Source organism: Limnospira sp. (assembly GCF_051859755.1).
Classification (GTDB): Bacteria; Cyanobacteriota; Cyanobacteriia; order Cyanobacteriales; family Microcoleaceae; genus Limnospira; species Limnospira fusiformis.
Map to the genome: position 1 here is coordinate 10,679 of NZ_JBIMLI010000053.1, position 19,460 is coordinate 30,138.

15 protein-coding genes are annotated in these 19,460 nt (G+C 45.2%); 4 read left to right on the top strand and 11 right to left on the bottom strand.

Features of this window, described 5'->3' with window-relative positions; all coding sequences use genetic code 11:
• Positions 1 to 103: 103 nt before the first annotated feature.
• A complete protein-coding gene (locus ACTIE0_RS11360) occupies positions 104 to 2,734 on the bottom strand; it encodes a DNA gyrase/topoisomerase IV subunit A (RefSeq protein WP_006668441.1) in 2,631 nt (876 codons plus the stop codon).
• 285 nt (positions 2,735 to 3,019) lie between these two features.
• Here ACTIE0_RS11360 and ACTIE0_RS11365 point away from each other — a divergent pair, with 285 nt between their 5' ends.
• A complete protein-coding gene (locus tag ACTIE0_RS11365) occupies positions 3,020 to 3,418 on the top strand; it encodes a response regulator (protein ID WP_006668442.1) in 399 nt (132 codons plus the stop codon).
• An 11-nt stretch (positions 3,419 to 3,429) separates the two neighbouring features.
• Here the strand turns inward: ACTIE0_RS11365 and ACTIE0_RS11370 are convergent, their stop codons facing one another.
• The 6 genes from ACTIE0_RS11370 to ACTIE0_RS11395 form a co-directional block, all read right to left on the bottom strand.
• The gene (locus ACTIE0_RS11370; RefSeq protein ID WP_006668443.1) at positions 3,430 to 4,281 is read right to left on the bottom strand and encodes a tetratricopeptide repeat protein; all 852 of its coding nucleotides are present in this window, start codon (positions 4,279 to 4,281) and stop codon (positions 3,430 to 3,432) included.
• Positions 4,282 to 4,369: 88 nt separating this feature from the next.
• A complete protein-coding gene (locus tag ACTIE0_RS11375) occupies positions 4,370 to 5,782 on the bottom strand; it encodes a sensor histidine kinase (protein WP_006624348.1) in 1,413 nt (470 codons plus the stop codon).
• Positions 5,783 to 5,864: 82 nt separating this feature from the next.
• Complete coding sequence (locus ACTIE0_RS11380) at positions 5,865 to 6,386, bottom strand: pentapeptide repeat-containing protein (RefSeq protein WP_006624349.1); 522 nt, start codon at positions 6,384 to 6,386, stop codon at positions 5,865 to 5,867.
• Between the two features lie 128 nt (positions 6,387 to 6,514).
• Positions 6,515 to 6,937 carry a hypothetical protein gene (locus ACTIE0_RS11385; protein WP_006624350.1) on the bottom strand — a complete coding sequence of 141 codons (423 nt, stop codon included), beginning with the start codon at positions 6,935 to 6,937 and terminating at the stop codon, positions 6,515 to 6,517.
• A gap of 118 nt (positions 6,938 to 7,055) precedes the next feature.
• Entirely contained in the window at positions 7,056 to 8,756 is a 1,701-nt protein-coding gene (gene pyrG, locus ACTIE0_RS11390) for a CTP synthase (protein ID WP_035760109.1), read from the bottom strand.
• A 193-nt stretch (positions 8,757 to 8,949) separates the two neighbouring features.
• Positions 8,950 to 10,125, bottom strand: coding sequence for an NAD(P)/FAD-dependent oxidoreductase (locus ACTIE0_RS11395; RefSeq protein ID WP_006624352.1), 1,176 nt, complete (start codon positions 10,123 to 10,125; stop codon positions 8,950 to 8,952).
• A gap of 78 nt (positions 10,126 to 10,203) precedes the next feature.
• Between ACTIE0_RS11395 and ACTIE0_RS11400 the strand changes: the two genes are divergently transcribed.
• Complete coding sequence (locus tag ACTIE0_RS11400) at positions 10,204 to 10,353, top strand: hypothetical protein (protein ID WP_006624353.1); 150 nt, start codon at positions 10,204 to 10,206, stop codon at positions 10,351 to 10,353.
• Positions 10,354 to 10,604: 251 nt separating this feature from the next.
• On the opposite strand, the gene ACTIE0_RS11405 is transcribed toward ACTIE0_RS11400, so the two are convergent.
• A complete protein-coding gene (locus ACTIE0_RS11405) occupies positions 10,605 to 11,825 on the bottom strand; it encodes an AAA family ATPase (RefSeq protein ID WP_006668444.1) in 1,221 nt (406 codons plus the stop codon).
• 325 nt (positions 11,826 to 12,150) lie between these two features.
• The gene (locus ACTIE0_RS11410) at positions 12,151 to 12,714 is read right to left on the bottom strand and encodes a hypothetical protein (protein WP_006624355.1); all 564 of its coding nucleotides are present in this window, start codon (positions 12,712 to 12,714) and stop codon (positions 12,151 to 12,153) included.
• A 92-nt stretch (positions 12,715 to 12,806) separates the two neighbouring features.
• Here ACTIE0_RS11410 and ACTIE0_RS11415 point away from each other — a divergent pair, with 92 nt between their 5' ends.
• Entirely contained in the window at positions 12,807 to 13,472 is a 666-nt protein-coding gene (locus ACTIE0_RS11415) for a cytochrome b/b6 domain-containing protein (protein WP_006624356.1), read from the top strand.
• A 132-nt stretch (positions 13,473 to 13,604) separates the two neighbouring features.
• Here the strand turns inward: ACTIE0_RS11415 and secA are convergent, their stop codons facing one another.
• Entirely contained in the window at positions 13,605 to 16,394 is a 2,790-nt protein-coding gene (gene secA, locus ACTIE0_RS11420) for a preprotein translocase subunit SecA (protein ID WP_006624357.1), read from the bottom strand.
• Between the two features lie 141 nt (positions 16,395 to 16,535).
• Between secA and ACTIE0_RS11425 the strand changes: the two genes are divergently transcribed.
• Positions 16,536 to 17,420, top strand: coding sequence for an alpha/beta fold hydrolase (locus tag ACTIE0_RS11425; protein ID WP_006624358.1), 885 nt, complete (start codon positions 16,536 to 16,538; stop codon positions 17,418 to 17,420).
• Between the two features lie 474 nt (positions 17,421 to 17,894).
• On the opposite strand, the gene ACTIE0_RS11430 is transcribed toward ACTIE0_RS11425, so the two are convergent.
• Complete coding sequence (locus ACTIE0_RS11430; RefSeq protein WP_006624359.1) at positions 17,895 to 19,349, bottom strand: restriction endonuclease; 1,455 nt, start codon at positions 19,347 to 19,349, stop codon at positions 17,895 to 17,897.
• Between the last annotated feature and the right edge of the window lie 111 nt (positions 19,350 to 19,460).

Sequence of the window (19,460 nt, forward strand, 5' to 3'; positions counted from 1 at the left end):
AACCCAACAGGGAGAGATATGACGGAAAAAGCGATCGCCCTTTGTGGCTCGGGTGAAACCCAACAGGGAGAGATATGACAGAAAAAGCGATCGCTCTCAGTGATTAACCCTCCATTGTTGTACGGTAAATGGGGCTAACCACCGACAAAATGCGTTCCCCAGAATTCAATTCCACCATGCGATCGCCATAACCATCCTTACCCCAAACCGGAACCACATCAGGAACTAAAGTTACCATACGATTTTCACTGGTTAAACAATAGACAACCTCACCGGGACTAATCGCCGCCAACCCCCGACAAGCATCATCACGGGTGTGAAACTGTAACATTTGAGTACCAATTCCCCCTCGACGGGAACGTTGGAGACTTTGTAGAGAAATCCGTTTAAAATACCCTTGTTCTGACACCAACAGAATAAACTGGTTGTTTAACTCACCCGTTGATGACAGCGTAATACAGCCCACCAACTGTTCATTTTTTCGGAGTCGGGTAGCCACAGAACCCTGAGCGGTTCTTCCCATGACCGGGATCTGCTCAGAATTAATATCCAAACGCAACAGCCGCCCTCCAGAGGTAGCTAAAACCACTTGATCGCCTGTAGCAGCCAGATTAGCATAACTCAACTCATCATTATCTTTGAGTTTCATTACCGTAATCCCCCTAGCACTCAAATCCATGAAATCAGTCCCGGAGAAGCGCTTAATCTTCCCCTCTGCTGATAGCATGATTAAATCAGTCTCTGGGGAAAAAGCACTCTTGGGGGAGGTTCCGCCATCAGTTGTCCGTCTTAGGGGAGAGCTTTGTAAACCCGCCCCCGCAAATGCAGCTACAATCAAATCTTGAGGGCGACTACTGGCATCTTTGGTGGCGGAGGGAGATAATAAGGTGATTAAAGGTACACCACGGGACTTCTGAGACACACTGGGGATATCAGCCACGCTCAAGGGGTAAGCCTTACCCATGCGGTTAATAATCACCAGGGTTTCCGCTGTGGTAGTTAGATAAGAAGCTACGGGAAAATCATCGATCGCCTCAATCGTAATATCCTCACGGGACTGGGGACGAGACAGGGCGCTGGGAGTCACTCGTCGCACATATCCTTTTAGGGTCATTTCGACCAAAGTCTCTTCTACGGCCGGTAATTGGGGGCGTAAAATCTTGGATTTCGTAGGTTTTGAGGAGGGATGCACCTCCTGAGAGGAGGGGACAGACACGGAGGGAGATTCCTGGGGTTCTGAAGAAACAATGCGAGTGCGACGTGGGTCTGAATATCGACGTTTGAGCGATCGCAATTCCTTTTTGAGGGATTTTAATAACTCCGCGCGCTCTGATAATAAAAGGCGCAGGCGATCGATTTGCGCCGCCAACTCCGCCGCTTCCTGCTGCAACTTTTGCCCTTCCAACTGCGTCAATCGTCTGAGGGGCATAGCTAGAATTGTATCGGCTTGCTCGCCAGTCAGATCTAAACGAGTTTCTAGGGATATTTTAGCCGAAGTACCATCGGGAGCATTTCGCAAAATCTCGATCACCTCATCCAAAGCTGCTAAAGCCTTGAGTAAGCCTCCCACCATCAAAGCGCGACGTTCCGCTATCTGTAACTCGGATCTATAGCGACGCAGGAGAGTTTGTTCACGAAACCCTAGAAATTCCTGGAGGATTTGTTTAAGGCTCAGTTGTCGAGGTTGACTGTTGACCAAAGCCAGGAAAATCGCCCCAAATTTCGACATCAAATCCGTGTGCTGATAGAGATTATGCAGCACCACTTCTGGGGTGGCTTCCCGTTTCAGTTCGATTACCACTCTAATCCCTTCGCGATCGCTTTCGTCTCGGATATCAGAAATCCCCTCCAATTTACCCGCATTCACCAAAACCGCCACCTTTTCAATCCATCCGGCTTTGTTGACCTGAAAAGGTAATTCCGTCACCACAATCGCATTTTTAGTGCGTTTACGACCCGCCGTTGGTACTTGCTCAATTTTCGCCACCCCCCGCATGACAATACTACCTCGCCCTGATGTGTAGGCTTCTGCAATCCCTGCTGTCGCCACAATTTCCCCCCCAGTGGGAAAGTCCGGTCCCGGAATGAGTTGCATTAACTTCTGATCGGAAAGGTCGGGATGATCAATCAAAGCGATTAAGCCATCGACTACCTCCCCTAAATTGTGGGGAGGAATATTAGTCGCCATACCTACTGCGATACCAGAGCTACCATTGAGGATTAAAAACGGTAGTTGCGCCGGGAGAACTGTGGGTTCTTGTTGGGAATTGTCAAAGTTACTCGTAAAATCAACCGTCGCTTCTCCTACCTGGGTAAGCAGTCCCTCATTACCAATAGCAGCTAACCGGGTCTCTGTATACCTCATGGCGGCGGGAGGGTCGTTATCTACCGAACCAAAGTTACCGTGACCCGCCAATAACGGATAACGACTAGAAAACTCTTGCACTAACCGCACTAGAGCATCATATACCGACTGGTCGCCGTGGGGGTGGTATTTTCCTAATACGTCCCCAACTACCCGCGCACACTTACGATAAGGGCGATCGGGTGTTAGCCCTAGTTCGTGCATGGCATATAATATGCGACGGTGTACTGGTTTTAAGCCGTCTCGGACATCTGGTAGCGCTCGCCCCACAATTACACTCATGGCGTATTCGAGGTACGATTGCTGCATTTCATTGGTTAATGATGTGGGTATCACTTCCCCGCAAAGAAAATTTAACTGTTTAGCCATGAGTTGGATCGATTTTAGGGTTTAGCAATTTTAATATTTGAGAAACTCTAGGGATTTCAACACCTGAGTTAAGGACGATTTCGGAGCCTACTATTTTAGGTTAACTGCAATGTTGCCCCGTTTTGACCAAAATTTTCAGATTCAATTGCCGATGGAATCAGGTTCAAGTTCCCGTTTTGCGGTCATAATGATATGAGACGGGGATTTTTTGGGTTCGCCCAATACTATCAACCTCGTGTTATGATTGCACATCGTAACTGGAGAGTATGTCCAGCGGAGACTCTGATGAAGACCGTTCTGATTGTAGAAGACGATCCGGTTAATGCCCGCGTTTTTGCCAAAATTTTGAGCAAACGAGGGGGATTAGCGGTTAAGCACACTGAAAACGTAGACGAAGTAATGCAGATAGCTCGCACTAGAGAGGCTGACCTGATTTTGATGGATGTGTCATTGGCTCGCAGTGTCTATCTGGGTAAAGCAGTTGATGGGATTAAAATTACCCAGTTGCTCAAGGGTGATCCAGATACAGCCAAGTTACCAATTATTTTAGTGACCGCCCACGCTATGGCGGGCGATCGCGAAGATTTTTTGGCGGAAAGTGGCGCTGACGACTATATTTCCAAACCTGTCATTGATCATCAAGAATTTGTCAATAAAATTAAGTCCCTACTCCCCAAGGATTAGCTATGCTATCCTTAGAGTCGGCTGATGGTTTGCTGCATCCGAGGTGTGGAAAAAAAAGTCCGAGCATCCTCCATGAGGCGATCGCCCCAGAGATTTTCTCGGAGAAATTCAAGCTCTGCATAACGACTATCTAGTTGCAGGGCTTGTTCTCCCAAGGTTAAAGCCCTTTCTGTGTCGCCCTGTCGATAAAGGGCTACTGCAATGGCTAACAATGGCTCGGCGGCGGTTTCATCAATGGCAAAAGCCTCTTCCCAACGCTGCACTGCTGAATCGGTTTTACCGAGTTCGTATTCCACTAAACCAATATTATTAATTGCTGGCCAGAGGAGTCTTTCCAGGTTATAGGCTTCTTTGTATTTGGCGATCGCTTCGTCGAATTTTCCCAGTTGAAAATAGGCATTACCTAAATCAAACAAGGCTCCGGGAACGTTAGGATTGATTCTTAAACCCTGTTCGATTTCCTCCACAGACCTCTGATACTCTCCTTTGCGAAAGTAAGCATCCCCTAAGACAAACCTAATTGCTGGGTTGTCAGGGGCTAAGGCTTGGGCTCTGTTTAGGGCTTCGATTCCGGCTTCTATGCGATCAACCTGGACGTAAAGGCTACCTAATAAAGCCCAGGTTTGATAGTTTTTGGGTGCTAATTGGGTCGCTAATTCAGCCCTGGGTAGGGCGAGTTGGTATTGCTGAAATCGCGTGAGTTGGGCGGCTTCTTCAATTAAACCATCTCCGGTTTGTTGTAAATGTTCTGAGTCTACTTGCAGAGTGTAAGGTAATAGGGCTTGGGCGAATGCTGCTTGGCGCACACCCGCCAGACTTAACCACAGGGGGAGGGTCAGTAGTAACCCCCCTAATTGCCTCATTAGGCGGAAATGGCGACTTGTGAAATGGCTAAAAATTGATGTCCAGAGCATGATGGTTACAGGTGATCAAAGGGGGTTTAATTTAGATTTAGGTTAGGGGGAGCCAAATTTCAAATTCTGTGCCTACACCCAGTTGCGATCGCAGATTTAGCTTGCCTCCGTGTTTGGCGGTGACAATTTGATAGCTTAACCCTAAACTGGTTTCTTTGTCAGCGCGACGATGAGCCGAGAATGACTCCAGGATTTTTTTCAACTGCGACGATGACATCCCCAGACCATTATCACTTATTTTAATTAAAACCCAGGACTCCTGATTTGACTCCCCCCTGGGGGTATCTCCTTGGTCGTCTGTCATGGCACTAACCTTGATGGTAATTTCAATTCGGGGGCGATCGCTTCTTTGAACCCGATGCACTGGCCCAAACTCTTCTACCCAGTCCTGTCTCACCGCCCGATCAATCAGAGCGCTAACCGCATTGGTGAGAATATTCATAAACACCTGATTTAACTGTCCAATATAGCAGGAAATCGGCGGAACTTGACCGTAGTGCCTAATAATTTCGATTTCCCCTTTGATTTGGCTTTGGATTAACAAGACAATACCATCCAAAGACCCCTGCAAATCTGCTGGCTTGGGGTGGACATTATCAATATGGCAGAAGTTCTGTAAGCTGGTGGCTAATCGATTTAGGCGATCGGCCCCTCCACTAATACTAGCAACTACTCGCGGTAAATCCGATCGCACAAAGTCTAAGTCTATCTCCTCCTGTTTAGCTTCAATCTCTGGCGGCACTTGGGGAAAATGCTTCTCATAAGCTGATAATAACTCCATTAACCCTTGGGCGTATTCGTTTAAATGGGTAAGATTACCCCAAATAAATCCCACCGGATCTAAGATTTCGTGGGCGACACCATCTACCAAGCGCCCTAGGTTACTCATTTTTTCACTCTGAATCATTTGGATCTGGGTGCGTTCATAACGCACTTGGGTTTCAATACCTCTAATTTGCCAATGGGCAATATTGAGATCGTCAATATTTAAAATAGAATAGGGGATGGCTGGATTTCCTCGATGAGCTACAACAATTGGTTCGGCAATTAGTTCTGGCGATCGCCTTCTAGCATAGCGCGCCGCTTCTAAAATCGTCATCGTTTCCGGTAAAACCAGCATCGGGAAACCCCCATAGCTATAACAAACTCCCAAGGGTTGACTTGACAACATTTCCCCCCCTTGAGGTCGGATGAAAAACTCTAATAATTGTCGTCGGGAAAGTAGCCCCACTAATTGGGGTTCCTCCGATTCTATGTCTTCCCAAATTAATACCCCAGGTAGTAAAGCGTGACGCTGAAATTGTCGGACTACTTCTGACACCAGGCTATCTGATTTGAGCCCAAAATGATAAGTGGGTAAATCCCCTAAAGTGGCTTCCCAGTCTAGGTCTGGGCTATTTCCCTCTAACAGCCGGGGAAAGGATAAGTAAGTTTTAAATGGCTCTGACACTGGATACTATGGCGATCGGAATTTTGACGCTCATTTGATTATAAATTATTCCGAGCCTTGGTCAGATGAAATCTGACTATCTTTACATAAACCCATTGGGACCAATAGTGCGATCGCATTGTTCAGGAGATAGATTAACTCCCTTAGCCCGAAACAGGTTACAACCAATAAATATAGCCTTTTCTATCTGGGCTCCTTCCAGGTTAGCACCCTGTAGGTCAACATTGACTAGATAAGCATCTTGTAAATCCGCATTATACAAGTCCGCCGCTTGTAAATTGACATCAGACAATTGAGCCCTCTGTAAGTTACTATAGCGCAGATTAGCTCGATAAAAATTACTATGGGATAGGCAAGCATCAGATAAATTACCCTCCTTCAGCTTCACATCCCCAAATTCACTCTCAATAATCTCTGTATTGCTCAAATTAGCATAACTTAAATTAGCATAGGGCATATATACTTTAATTAATCGACTTGCTAGCAGTTGAATATTTCGCAAATCTACCTCAAATAAATTTGCTCTCACTATTTCAATCTTTACAAAATCTCGTTGACCATTAACATAATTTCGCCATAAATCCTGATCAGTTAACTTCTGCATTTTGGAATTATTCAAGATATCATTTCTTTTCAGGAATCTTTCCCCGAAAAGTCGATTGCCGTTTTACACTGTAGGACACCTATACACCAAAACCGATAAGTTTTAATCTTTTTTTTATAGTTAGCGATTTATGGCATTGAATAGCCGGTAGTTTTATAAATATAATCTTGAATTCTTTGATAAGTACCCGGGTTGCTGTGGCGATTAATCACTACCTGTTCACGGGTATTCGCCAACCAAAATACAATCCGCTGAGTACCATCACAGCTAAATACTTGGATACGACTCAAATCAATTATATATTCATTGCGGTCATAATTAAACTTAATCCAAAACCCTGTTTCTGGACTTTCTGCTGTTTGTGTTTTGATGTAATCGAGAATAATTTGATAGGTTTCTGGGTGAGTTTTTGGATTAATTACAATAGGATAGTTACCGTCTTTTAACCAAAAGGTTAGGCGATGATTTAAGCCAAAACAAAATGCACCGATGCTATGGAGATCGATAATATAGGTTTCTCTTTCATATATCAATTTAATCCAGTGCGCCACAAGATTACCTCAAATCTGTGATTCTTGCCATAATTAGTCTTAGGAAAAATGCAGCATTATAGATTACCAAAATCCAGCCCCAACCAACTGATAAAATTCAATTGGTGGGCGGTAATTGCTAGGACTTATCAGCGGAATTATTGACTACCGCCGGAGGTTTACTTTCTGACCCCAAGGTGGTTGTCTTGTCTTTCTTTAATAAATGACAAGCGGCTTGAATTAACCCTTTGAACAGGGGGTGGGGAGTATTAGGTCGAGATTGAAACTCAGGATGGAATTGGGTAGCAATGAAAAATGGATGCTCGGGAAATTCAATAATTTCTACCAAGCGACCATCTGGAGATGTACCACTGATCATATAACCGGTTTCCAAAAATAGACTTCGATAGGCATTATTAAACTCATACCGATGTCGGTGGCGTTCATAAACCACTTCCTGATCGTACAGTTTGGAGGCGAGGGTATCAGGCTTTAACCTACAAGGATATAACCCTAAACGCATAGTTCCACCAAGATCGACAACATCCTGCTGTTCTGGTAATAAGTTAATTACCGGGTTAGGGGTGTTGGGATCAAATTCGGCACTATCTGCGTTTGCTAGTCCCGCACAATAACGCGCCCATTCGATAATAGAACATTGCATCCCTAAGCATAGACCTAAAAACGGGATTTGATGTTCTCTGGCATAACGAATCGCCGCAATTTTACCATCAATTCCCCTGACCCCAAATCCCCCCGGTACAATAATACCGTGAACTTCTTTCAGGGCTGATTGTACATCATCAGTTTGTAGGTCTTCTGAATTTACCCATCTGAGATTGACTTCGGTTCCCACATCAATTGCTGCATGGCGCACGGCTTCTACTACGGATAGGTAAGCATCGCTTAACTGGATGTATTTACCGACGATCGCAATTTCCACGGGGGTGGGTTCCATAGTCGCCAATCCACCCCTTTGGGTATGATAGAGGCGATCGACAAGAGTTTGCCAAGAACTCAGATCTGGCTGTCGCTGTTCTAATTGTAGAAGTTCCAAGGTTTGCTGGGCGAGTCCTTCTTTTTCCAAAATTAGGGGTACTTCGTAAATGCTATCAGCATCTTGGGCTGTAATCACACTCTCTACCTCTACATCGCAAAACTCGGAGATCTTCTCTTTTATCCCCATAGGTAAAGGGCGATCGCATCTACAAACCAGAATATCTGGTTGAATACCAATTGATCGCAATTCCTTGACCGAATGTTGAGTCGGCTTAGTTTTCATCTCCCCCGCCGCACTAATAAAAGGCATTAAGGTAACATGGAGATAGACCACATTTTTTCGGCCCACATCTTTCCGAAATTGTCGGATCGCCTCCAAAAAGGGTAAAGACTCGATATCCCCCACGGTTCCACCCACCTCTGTAATTACCACATCTGAATGAGTATTCTGGGCTACCCTATGGATACGTTCCTTACACTCATTGGTAATATGGGGGATCACCTGGACTGTTCCCCCTTGATAGTCTCCCCGTCTCTCTTTATTGATTACAGCTTGATAAATCGCCCCCGCTGTCACACTATTGAGCCGGGACATAGAAGTGTCAGTAAATCTTTCATAATGTCCCAAGTCTAAATCAGTTTCTGCCCCATCTTGGGTAACAAACACCTCCCCATGCTGAAACGGACTCATAGTTCCCGGATCGACGTTAATATAGGGATCTAACTTGAGGATGGAGACCGAATAGTTACGGGATTTTAGCAAACGCCCTAAACTCGCGGCCACAATTCCCTTACCGATACTGGAGACGACCCCACCTGTAATAAAAACAAACTTAGCCATAAAAATGATCCAACGCTCACCCATTGGGACTACACTTATTCTGCCATAAAACTGAACCCTTGCTAGTTAAATCTTGACACTGAACACTTAATTTTTGTTAATGTTCGTTAATGTGTTTCCCTCTGGGCTAGACCAAAGCATCCTCCCGGCTACATTTGTTGACAGCCATTAAACCCCATTAGTATCACGATATTTAAACATATAATCTACTGGGAGATAATTGCTCAAATATAGAATCGGCTTTTCCAGCTAGATACTCCCCATAGCGCTGGGCTAAGGGTGGCACAAATACCAAGGGATTACTAAAGCCTGAAAATATATGGATTCCTGACCAATTCGGCACCGCACCTATCAGGGGTAAACCATCCCCGCTAAAGGCGACTAAACAGTGATGCCAAGTGGCTGGCAAATCGGCTAAACTCGGTAAAATTTTGGCGATCGCCTCTCGGATAGTTGCCTCACTTTCCGCCTGATTAATCACCGCGTTGGGATTACTCAAAGTTCGCGAAGGTTGCCCGATTCTCAAACGACCATCTAACAATTGTACAGCACTAGGGTCTATAATAAATGGTGCTAATTCCTGATAGGGGTCATCCCACAACTCTTCTAGTTCCGGCTGAGTAGCGATCGCTTCCAGCCTAAATCTGGGCATAGTCGCCGACATCACTACAGTTCTCAATTTTGGCGGCAATTTATCGGTTTCTAAAACCTCCGTATGAGTAAAGTGTATTTTTACTTTAATTCCCGCTGCTTTTAACAGTTCCCTACTCATACCACCCGCACAAACCACCACATTAGCAGCCGATAAATTTTCCCCATCTGCAATCACACCAGTTATCCGATTTCCCACTCTGATTAAATCAGAAACTATGCCAATTTTGACAGTTCCCCCTAACCGTTGGAAACCATGTATATATCCCTGGTTTAGAGCCTCTGGTAAAATGTGACCATGGCGCACCGTAAACGCACCAGCTATTTCTTCCGGGTTTAGTAGGGGTTCTAATTCGCAAGCGGTTTGAGTATCCACCCACCTAGGAGGAGTCACAAAAGGGGGATAATTAGCGGCTATAGCTTCCGGGTGAGTATCTCTGGGGACTGTTAACACCAGATCGACTTCCCGCAACTGTGTATCAACCCCTAACTCCTCTGATAAAACCTGATGGCGTTTCCGTCCCTGTTGACACAATTCATAGGTTAAATCATTATAACCCCCCCAATAAGCTAGTCCCCCATAACTGTAGCGCGTAGCATTTTCTGGGGTCGGAAACTGATCTATTAACATCACGGAAAATCCGGTTTTGGCTAATTCATAACTGAGGGAAGCACCAGCAATTCCCGCACCAACTACAATCCAATCAACAGTTTTCATGGTCTAATTTTTATATGGATTACCTAAGATTTTCCCATAAATAGCGATCGCACTACTATATTATTCATACCCACCCCAATGGTTCAGGAAAGGGTCAACCCCATAGTTACTATAGGCGATCGCTCCAGTGTCAGACCCCCTAAACCTATCACCTTACCCAATAACTTGGAAAGTGGCTATTCTGTTACTCATCCTGATGAGAATCGATATAAGCAAGCAACCATTTAGCTTCATCGAAATCTTCCATGATAGTTTTTAAGTCTAGTAATCCGATTAATTTATAAACATCAACAGCTTATGAACAGTTAAAATCGCCTTATTTTGTGCTTTAACTACTTCTATATAAATCGTAATATATATCATGTCTCACCGCCTTCATTTCATGATTTGTCTGAATTTTGGGTATATTACAGACATGAATGGATGGCTATGATTGGCTAACTCTATGTAATTCAAATTTATGTATATCAACGGAATATCTACCATCTTTTACCGCCTATAAGACCTTGCAGCCATGCTTGACCGACCAGAAAATTATCAAGCCAGTCCTCAAACTCATCTGATGACTTAAAATTTACCTCTGTCTCATTTTTCTGGTTTTTTTTAAATATTAATACATCCTCAATATCGAATGAATTTAGCAGCAATGGTGAATGAGTCGTTACGATTATTTGCGTATTTTTCGATGCTTGCTTGAGTGCATCTGTGATGGTATTAATCATGTCGGGATGAAGATTTGTTTCCGGCTCATCAATACAGACTAAGTTACCTCGTTCAGGGTTAAATAATATGGATAATAGCAAAAGATAGCGGAGGGTTCCATCTGAGATATGTTCCATAGAAACTGACTTAGCCAGATAATCTTCACGAAGGACTAAGTATAATTTAGAACCCAAAAAATTAAAATTGATGTCTTTAAAATGTGGGTTAATTTTCTTGATGGCTTGCTCGATTTCAGCATACCAGAGAGAATTGTTATTTCTGATGTTGTTAATAATCGTCATCAGGTTTTGTCCATCATGGGACAATTTTCTTTCAGTACCATAGCTGGAAGGTTGTCTGATGACACTTTCAAAGGTGGTATCAAAATAATAATAGACAGCTACCTCTTCTAAAGCTCTTTTTAAGGTGAAAATAGGATAAAATCTCTCCGGGTCTGAAATCTGACTTAAAACGGGTTCTGTGGATTTAAAATTGACCTGTTGACTTTCTTGGGGATATCTCTGAAAACCCACTTTTCCTTCTTCCCGAGTGGAAATAACTCCCTGGGCATTATTCATGTCCATGAAGATAAAATCATCTTGATCATCACTTCGGCAATATAGCTTTTCTTTCAAGTAATATGAAGTTGACCCCGCTTTAAAGATTGTGAGTTCGTAAATGGGATTAGTTTTAAATTGGAATCCTCTTCTATTGTGATTTTGGTGAATTGCATCTTTGCTAAATTCAAAGCCGAGTTTTATATAGTCTTTGGTGTCCTCATTAAAATTGGCCACGGCATCAAAGCCACTCCACTTTTTTAAAAAAGTCTTTTCCAATCCATTCCCGGCAATAATCTCATACAGTAAAGCGATCGCCTTTAACAAGTTGGATTTGCCACTACCATTAATACCTAGGAGAATATTCACACCAGGATTCAGCTTGATGGTTGTGGGTTTTCGGAAACTAAAAAAGTTTTCTAAGGTAATTTCTGACAGCATTCTTATGGATTTTTCTTTGATATGGTCTGTGTCTGTCTAAGTTATACAGCTTGTTCACCAGTCGCTTAATACATTGCCCTCACCCTAAATCTGGATCCCAGAAAGGGAGAGGGACTTTGAGAGGTGATCAGATGATTTCTGAACAGGCTGTAACTTGGATTATACTATAAAGATGCTTGATTTCGGTCTGGGGACTGTTTCTGGCTGCTGTCTTTTCATTCTTCCACACTTCTCCTCTTGATAGTCAGACAAGTTTGCGCCCCAACTAGGCTGGGGGTGAATGGCGACTATGGGGACTACAATCCTATCCATTTATGGGTAAAAATTAAGGCGGCGATATGGGTTCATATAAGATGGTTTTTCCTCGCCTTTGACCAGAATCTTGCCATCCCCGTTTATGTAGTTCTCCTAGGCGGTTTAAAGTGGTAATATATGGGGCGGAAACTCCCAAAATTTGCGCTAATTCTTTGCCGGTTTTTAAGCGAGAATCAACTTCTTTAGGTGATGGTTGGCGTGATGATGGTGGCGAGGGTTTTGATAACTTATTTGATAACTTACCAGCCGGGGATGCTGGCGGCGGTGGTGCAGAAGCGCGATCGCTCGCTTTTGAGTCTATATAATTCGGCAATATGTCCCGAATTTGGGGTTCCAGATTTTGTTGCAAATAATCTTCAATAATTTGTTTGATATCGAGATCCATTCTCCCATCTGAACCAGAGGAAAAGGCGATCGCTACCTGATGATCCAGAGGTGCCAGATAAATTTTGATTAACCCAACTAACACCTGTTCAGGGGACATTTGATAGGTCGCACAACGTTGCTGGAAATCCTGCCATAGCTTAGGATTAACCCTCAAATTAATCGAAACTTCATGGTTTGAGACAACCACAGAATTTACCCTATTGTAATAGCCTTTCTCATTATAGATTACTCCTTTTCTCGCCCAAATCACACGGAGAACAAAGGATAATTATACCCATTGTGCAAGTTATCCTAAAACCCTGCTATACTATTGATAAAGAAACTCAAAAAGACCTAATTATGAGCGCTTCCAAACCCTACCAGCCCTTGCTATTTCGCCTATTACACGGCTTGAATAGCCTTTTAGTATTTGGATGTATTATCACTGGCTATCTCGTTTACGAAAGCTACGATCGCCGTTTCGGGACTCTCTGGTTAATCCCGGAAGATAGCAACCTGATCGACATCCATGGAACCTGGGGATTTTTCCTATTTTTTATGGCCTTAGCCTTCACCTACTACAGCCTACGTCGGGGGAAAAAACGCCTCATCCAACCTGACACCCTAGCCCAACTCAAACGGACCCCACAGCCAATCTGGTGGTACACCCTCCATCGAATCACCAACACCATAGCCTTATTAGCCCTAGCACTAGCCGTCATTTCTGGGAAATTCCAGGACGAAAACTGGCTGAGGGTAGGGGAAACACACCATTTGTCGTATAATATCCACCTGTTAGCTTGGGCAATTATGATTGTGGCGATCGCCCTTCATGTTCTGATGGCGGCGCGGGTTGGAGGTGTTCCCCTGCTGCTGTCTATGGCTAATTCTCAAATCAAATCCAGCGACCATCCCCGTCTCTGGTGGGGTAACTTGCGAAACTGGCTAAAACATCCCCGAATTTGACTATAAAAACGGAAAAGGCACTTGGGAGTCTGGCCGAGTTTCGACCCCAAGTACCTCTTCCTTCAAACCTTACTCCTCACACTTGACAACCAATATATACTATTTTCCGAGATTGTCAAGAGCATTTCCCAATTAAGCCACCGCAGGCTGAGGCTGAAACTGGAACATCGAGTAAATCACATTCCGGCGAATATCCGTCATCATATCCAGGAAAAGTTCGTAACCCTCCCGTTTATACTCCACCAGCGGGTCTTTCTGACCATAGCCTCGCAGACCCACAGACTCCCGCAAAGCATCCATTTGCTGCAAATGTTCCCGCCACAGAGTATCAATCTGTTGGAGAATAAAAAACCTTTCCGCATCACGCATCAGTCCAGGGCGAATCTGATTTACCTGAGCCTCCTTAATATCATAGGCATTACGCAGTTGTTCATACAAGAAAGTCTTAATCTCCTCAACCGTCATATCAAACAACTGTTCAGAAGTCAGATCCTTCAGCAAATAAACAAACTCCTTCACCTTAGCCACCAAAGTCTCAAGATCCCACTCTTCCGAAGGCAGATCCGGGTTAATATAAGCCTCGACGATATCATCCATCGTCTTTTCGCCATACTTAATCACCTGTTCCTTGAGATCCTGACCTTCCAATACCCGGCGGCGTTCCGCATAAATAGCCCGACGCTGATTATTCATTACCTCGTCGTACTCGAACACCTGCTTACGGATATCATAATAATAAGTTTCTACCTTTTTCTGGGCATTTTCCAGCGATCGCGTCAACAACTTCGACTCAATAGGTAAATCCTCCTCCACCTGAAAAGCCGTCATCATCGCCGCCACCCGTTCACCACCAAAAATCCGTAGCAAATTATCTTCCAGACTCAAAAAGAAGCGAGTCGAACCCGGGTCTCCCTGACGACCAGCCCTTCCCCGCAACTGGTTATCTACCCGACGGGACTCATGGCGTTCTGTACCGATAACGTGCAATCCTCCCAGGGACACCACCTCATCATGTTCCTCATGAGTAAACACCTCATACTCAGCCACAATAGCCTGATAAACCTCCCGTATCCGCTGAACCACCACATCAGTAGTGGGAGCTTTTTCCGAGGCTACAGCTAGGATATCCTCAGCCATAAGTTCAGGAACACTACGTTCCCCATAAACCGACACCGCAAAATCTACCGCCGATCGCAGTTTCTCTTGAGTCTCTACCGACAACTCCGTGGGAAAAATTCCCGCCGCCACCTTCCAAACCTTCGGCTTATCAGCAGCAGCAAAACCCTGGGGCTTATTACGACGGGGACCCCCTCCGATTTGAGGGATAGCCAATTCTCGCTCATCTTGCGGTTTGACAATTCGGGGCATAAAATACTCCCGTAACTTCAACCGCGCCATATAATCAGCATTACCCCCCAGGATAATATCAGTTCCTCGCCCCGCCATGTTAGTAGCAATAGTTACAGCCCCTTTGCGACCAGCCTGCGCCACAATTTCTGATTCCCTTTCCACATTTTCCGGCTTCGCATTCAAAAGATTATGGGGAACCTCCTGCTGTGATAACAAACCAGAAAGCAACTCCGATTTTTCCACACTGGTAGTTCCCACCAATACAGGTCTACCCATATTGTGCATTTGCGCGCATTCAGTAGCGATCGCCAGCCATTTCCCCTGCTCAGTTTTATAAACCATATCCGACAAATCCGCACGAGCCGTCGGTCGGTTAGTCGGAACTACCGTCACCTGCAAATTATAAATCTTCTCAATTTCCGCCTCCTCAGTTTTCGCCGTCCCCGTCATCCCCGACAATTTGGGATATAGCAAAAAGAAATTTTGATAAGTAATTGTCGCCAAAGTTTGGGTTTCCGGCTGAATTTCCACACCTTCCTTAGCCTCGATCGCCTGATGTAAGCCATCACTCCAACGCCGACCCTGCATTACCCGTCCCGTGAACTCGTCTACAATAACGACTTCATCATCCCGAACGATATAATTAACATCCTTGATAAACAATTCTTTTGCTTTCAACGCATTAAACACAAAATGCGCCCAAGGGTCATTAGGATCATATAAATCCTTAACCCCCAAAAACTCTTCCGCCGCCGCAAAACCCTCATCCGTCAGCAGAACATTACGCGCCTTTTCGTCCACCTCATAATGTTCCTTATCCTTCTGTAGCGCCTTCGCCACCTCCGCCGCCCTCATATACTTCTCACTAGGACGTTCTACCTGACCAGAGATAATCAACGGAGTGCGCGCCTCATCAATTAGCACCGAGTCCACTTCGTCAATAATGCAATAATTGAAAGGACGCTGCACCACCTCTTCCATAGAGGTCGCCATATTATCCCGCAAATAGTCAAACCCAACCTCACTGTTAGTTGCGTAGGTAATATCACAGCTATAGTTCTTTTTCCGTTCCTCTGGACCCATTCCCTGCTGGATTAATCCCACACTCAACCCCAGAAAACGGTGTACCTGTCCCATCCACTCAGCATCACGACGCGCTAAATAATCATTAACCGTGATAATATGCACCCCGTGACCTGATAACCCATTTAGATAAGCCGGGAGGGTCGAAACCAGGGTTTTTCCTTCCCCCGTTTTCATCTCCGCGATTTCCCCCTTATGTAAAATCATACCCCCCAGCACCTGAACATCAAAGTGCCGCATTCCTAACACCCGTCGGGAAGCCTCCCTGACTACAGCAAACGCTAACGGTAAAATTTCCTCCAGGATTTGTTCCCTTTCCTCCCGGTTTTTGGCTTTCGCCAACATCTCCTTAAACTCCCCCGTCTTTGCCTTTAGACCTTCATCGGAGAGCGATCGCACATCTTCCTCTAGGATATTAACATCCGTCACTACAGGCTGATATTTTTTGATTTTCCGGGCATTAGGATCGCCCAGCAGAGCTTTAAGCATAGCAATAACAGGATAATCTCAACACTTTCCTATCTAGTATAGGGTTTATTCTTTACCATGAAACTCCCATAGCCAGATCTTTTCCAATGCGATCGCATCCCTGTTGGTTTAGATTATAATTACTGATTGCCATTGCTTTTTATGTTTCCTGAGTATTTACCCCCACTGGCTGAACCACTCACCGAATTGACTTCTATCTCCCTCGCTGAAGCAATTATTGCTCAACCCATAACCCTCCCAGCCGTCCCTCAACCTATCCTCACTACCTATGTCCGCCAAGGAAACCCACAGCCTCCCATTCTTCTCCTACACGGTTTCGATAGTTCCGTCCTAGAGTTTCGCCGACTCTTACCACTATTAGCTAATACCACCGAAACCTGGGCCGTGGATCTATTGGGCTTTGGCTTTACGCAGCGATCGCCTTATTTAACCGTTAATCCTGCTCATATCCTAGCCCATCTCTACGCTTTCTGGCAATCCCGCATCAATCAGCCAGTTATCTTAGTTGGCGCTTCTATGGGAGGTGCTACAGCCATCGACTTTACCCTAAATCATCCCCACGCTGTACAATCTCTCGTCCTAATTGATAGTGCCGGAATCAATAAAGGTCCCATCGCTGGCAAGTTTTTATTTCCACCCTTCGACTATCTCGCTACCGAATTTCTGCGACAACCCAAAGTTCGCCAAAGTATCAGCGAAAACGCCTATTTTGACAAAACCCTCGCCTCCCGTGATGCTCAGTTATGCGCCGCGTGGCATCTACAATCACCATTATGGAATCGCGGTTTAATTGAGTTTACCAAAAGTGGCGGTTATGGTGCTTTTGGCGATCGCTTAAATACTATTCAACAACCCACCTTAATTTTATGGGGCAACAATGACAAAATCTTGGGAACCAAAGATGCCGATAAATTCCGAACCGCTATCCCTAACAGTAAACTTATCTGGATTGACAAATGCGGTCATGTTCCCCACCTCGAACAGCCACAAATTACCGCCAATCAAATACTCGAATTTGTCAATTAGCCACCCTCTCCCCCGCCCCCGCCTCATTCCCCCCAACCCTTGACAATTCCCCTCCCCATCAGTTACCATATTCTTGTGGGGGTTACATGGCTATACGCTTGATTTTTTATTCAATATCCCGTCCGCGCCTCATTTCCCCCCAACCCTTGACAATTCCCTTCCCCATCAGTTACCATATTCTTGTGGGGGTTACATGGCTATACGCTTGATTTTTTATTCAACATCCCGTCCGCGCCTCATTTCCGCCAACCCTTGACAATTCCCTTCCCCATCAGTTACCATATTCTTGTGGGGGTTACATGGGTATACGCTTGATTTTTTATTCAACATAGAGCGATCGCCTCTATTAAATACATATCCTGCCAGAGGGAATATGATCCAACAACTTACCATTACAGTTCTGGTAGAAAATACAGCCGGGGGGAAAGGACTGCTAGGAGAACACGGGCCGTCTATTCTAGTGGAATTAGAATTTCATTCTAAATCGGAGGTATAACTATCATTCTGAGCGAAGGCATCGGCATCCAGTTCTAATACTTCGATCGCTTTCGTTTTCACCCCGATTCCATATTCGATTAACAGATCCAGCAGTTTTTCTCCGTTGATTAACGTGATTGGCGGCGCACCCGGGGCGAACGCCACCTCCACCGTCCCCTTGGAAAAATCGCCCGTGGTGATAATCGTACCCCGCACCGCTTGAAACCGATACAAACACCCCCGCAAAGCATCCAAAATTGGTCTTTGAATGTTCCCCTGTTGTCGCTTCACCTGCACCACTTCCCGCACCGAAGTGATCCCCAGTTCGATATCCGCGACCACATCGACTCCCTTATCATTCGTCGGTGATGTCACCTCCACATTTTGATAATTCATTGCCTCCAACAATTGCTTGATCAAATACTCAAAAGCGGTGGGAGCCATCGTCGATAGGATTTCTTTAATGCTGGATCTGACCGAGGCTTTCTGCTCTTTAACCAGGGTTAAAATTTCCTGTACTTTCCCCCCGCCGTCGAGTTCTTCATCGCCTCCCGAATCTTTCAAATAATTCAAACCCGCGTCGGTAATGCTGTAGGTTGTCCCCGTTTTGATCAATAATTCGCGATCGGCTAAATTGTAAAGCCGCCGCCACAGCGTATCTTTGATGGTGCTGTCTGTGCCGAATTGGGAGTAACGCTTGAGATAGTCCGACCAATCGGGTACAAAATCTCCGCGACGACCTCCCCCTTTTTCAGCCACCACACTTAGTAATTTTAATAAGCCTTCCCGTTCGTCAATTTGTTTTTCAACGTCTCCCAAGGAATGGCAGATAAAATCCCGTCCCGCATCAGTTAATACAACTTTCCCCCCTGAATCGTCTTCCAGCAATTCATAGATTCGAGACAGCAGCCAGTGTCCGTAAACGTGACGGGGGTTCACCCGGCGATCGCTTCCCGTCCAAATCGCCTCCGCCAGTTCTCGATTTTCCCCTTCCAGGCGTTCGGAGATCCAGCGATCAGGATTGGTCCAATCTACCGGATTTTGGGGGGTTCCCGACAGACTCATTATCGCCGATCGCAGTCCCGTGATTTGCGCGCGATCGCGTCCATTCCAAATCGGTAAAATCAATCTCAATTCCGAATAGGTGGGAAAGTGGGGAATTTTAACCCGGCGTTCGGTTTGCGGGTCTGATGTCGTCGAATTCGATTCGGAATCCATCGAGGTTACATCCCATTTTCTCAACCCAAAAACCCCGCGATTAATCTTCACGAAGCGACTGTGATCGCCCTTCTGTTTGATTTCGACGGCGATGATGGCGTTGAGGGTGGCTTCGGGACTTTTGCCGTTCGTTGGAATTAAATTCCGTGCGATCGCGATTTCAGCAATTTTGCGATAGTGGAGGGGAGAGCCAACATCTTCTAAAACTTGAATGGCAGCATCGGCGAAAGACATAGGAATCGTTAAAAATCAGAAATCATCAATTTTGTCACGTAAAACTCCTGGGAGGGTTGGAAGCTCCGTGATTTATCACGGAGAGGAAAACCGACTCAAGCGGCTTTAGCC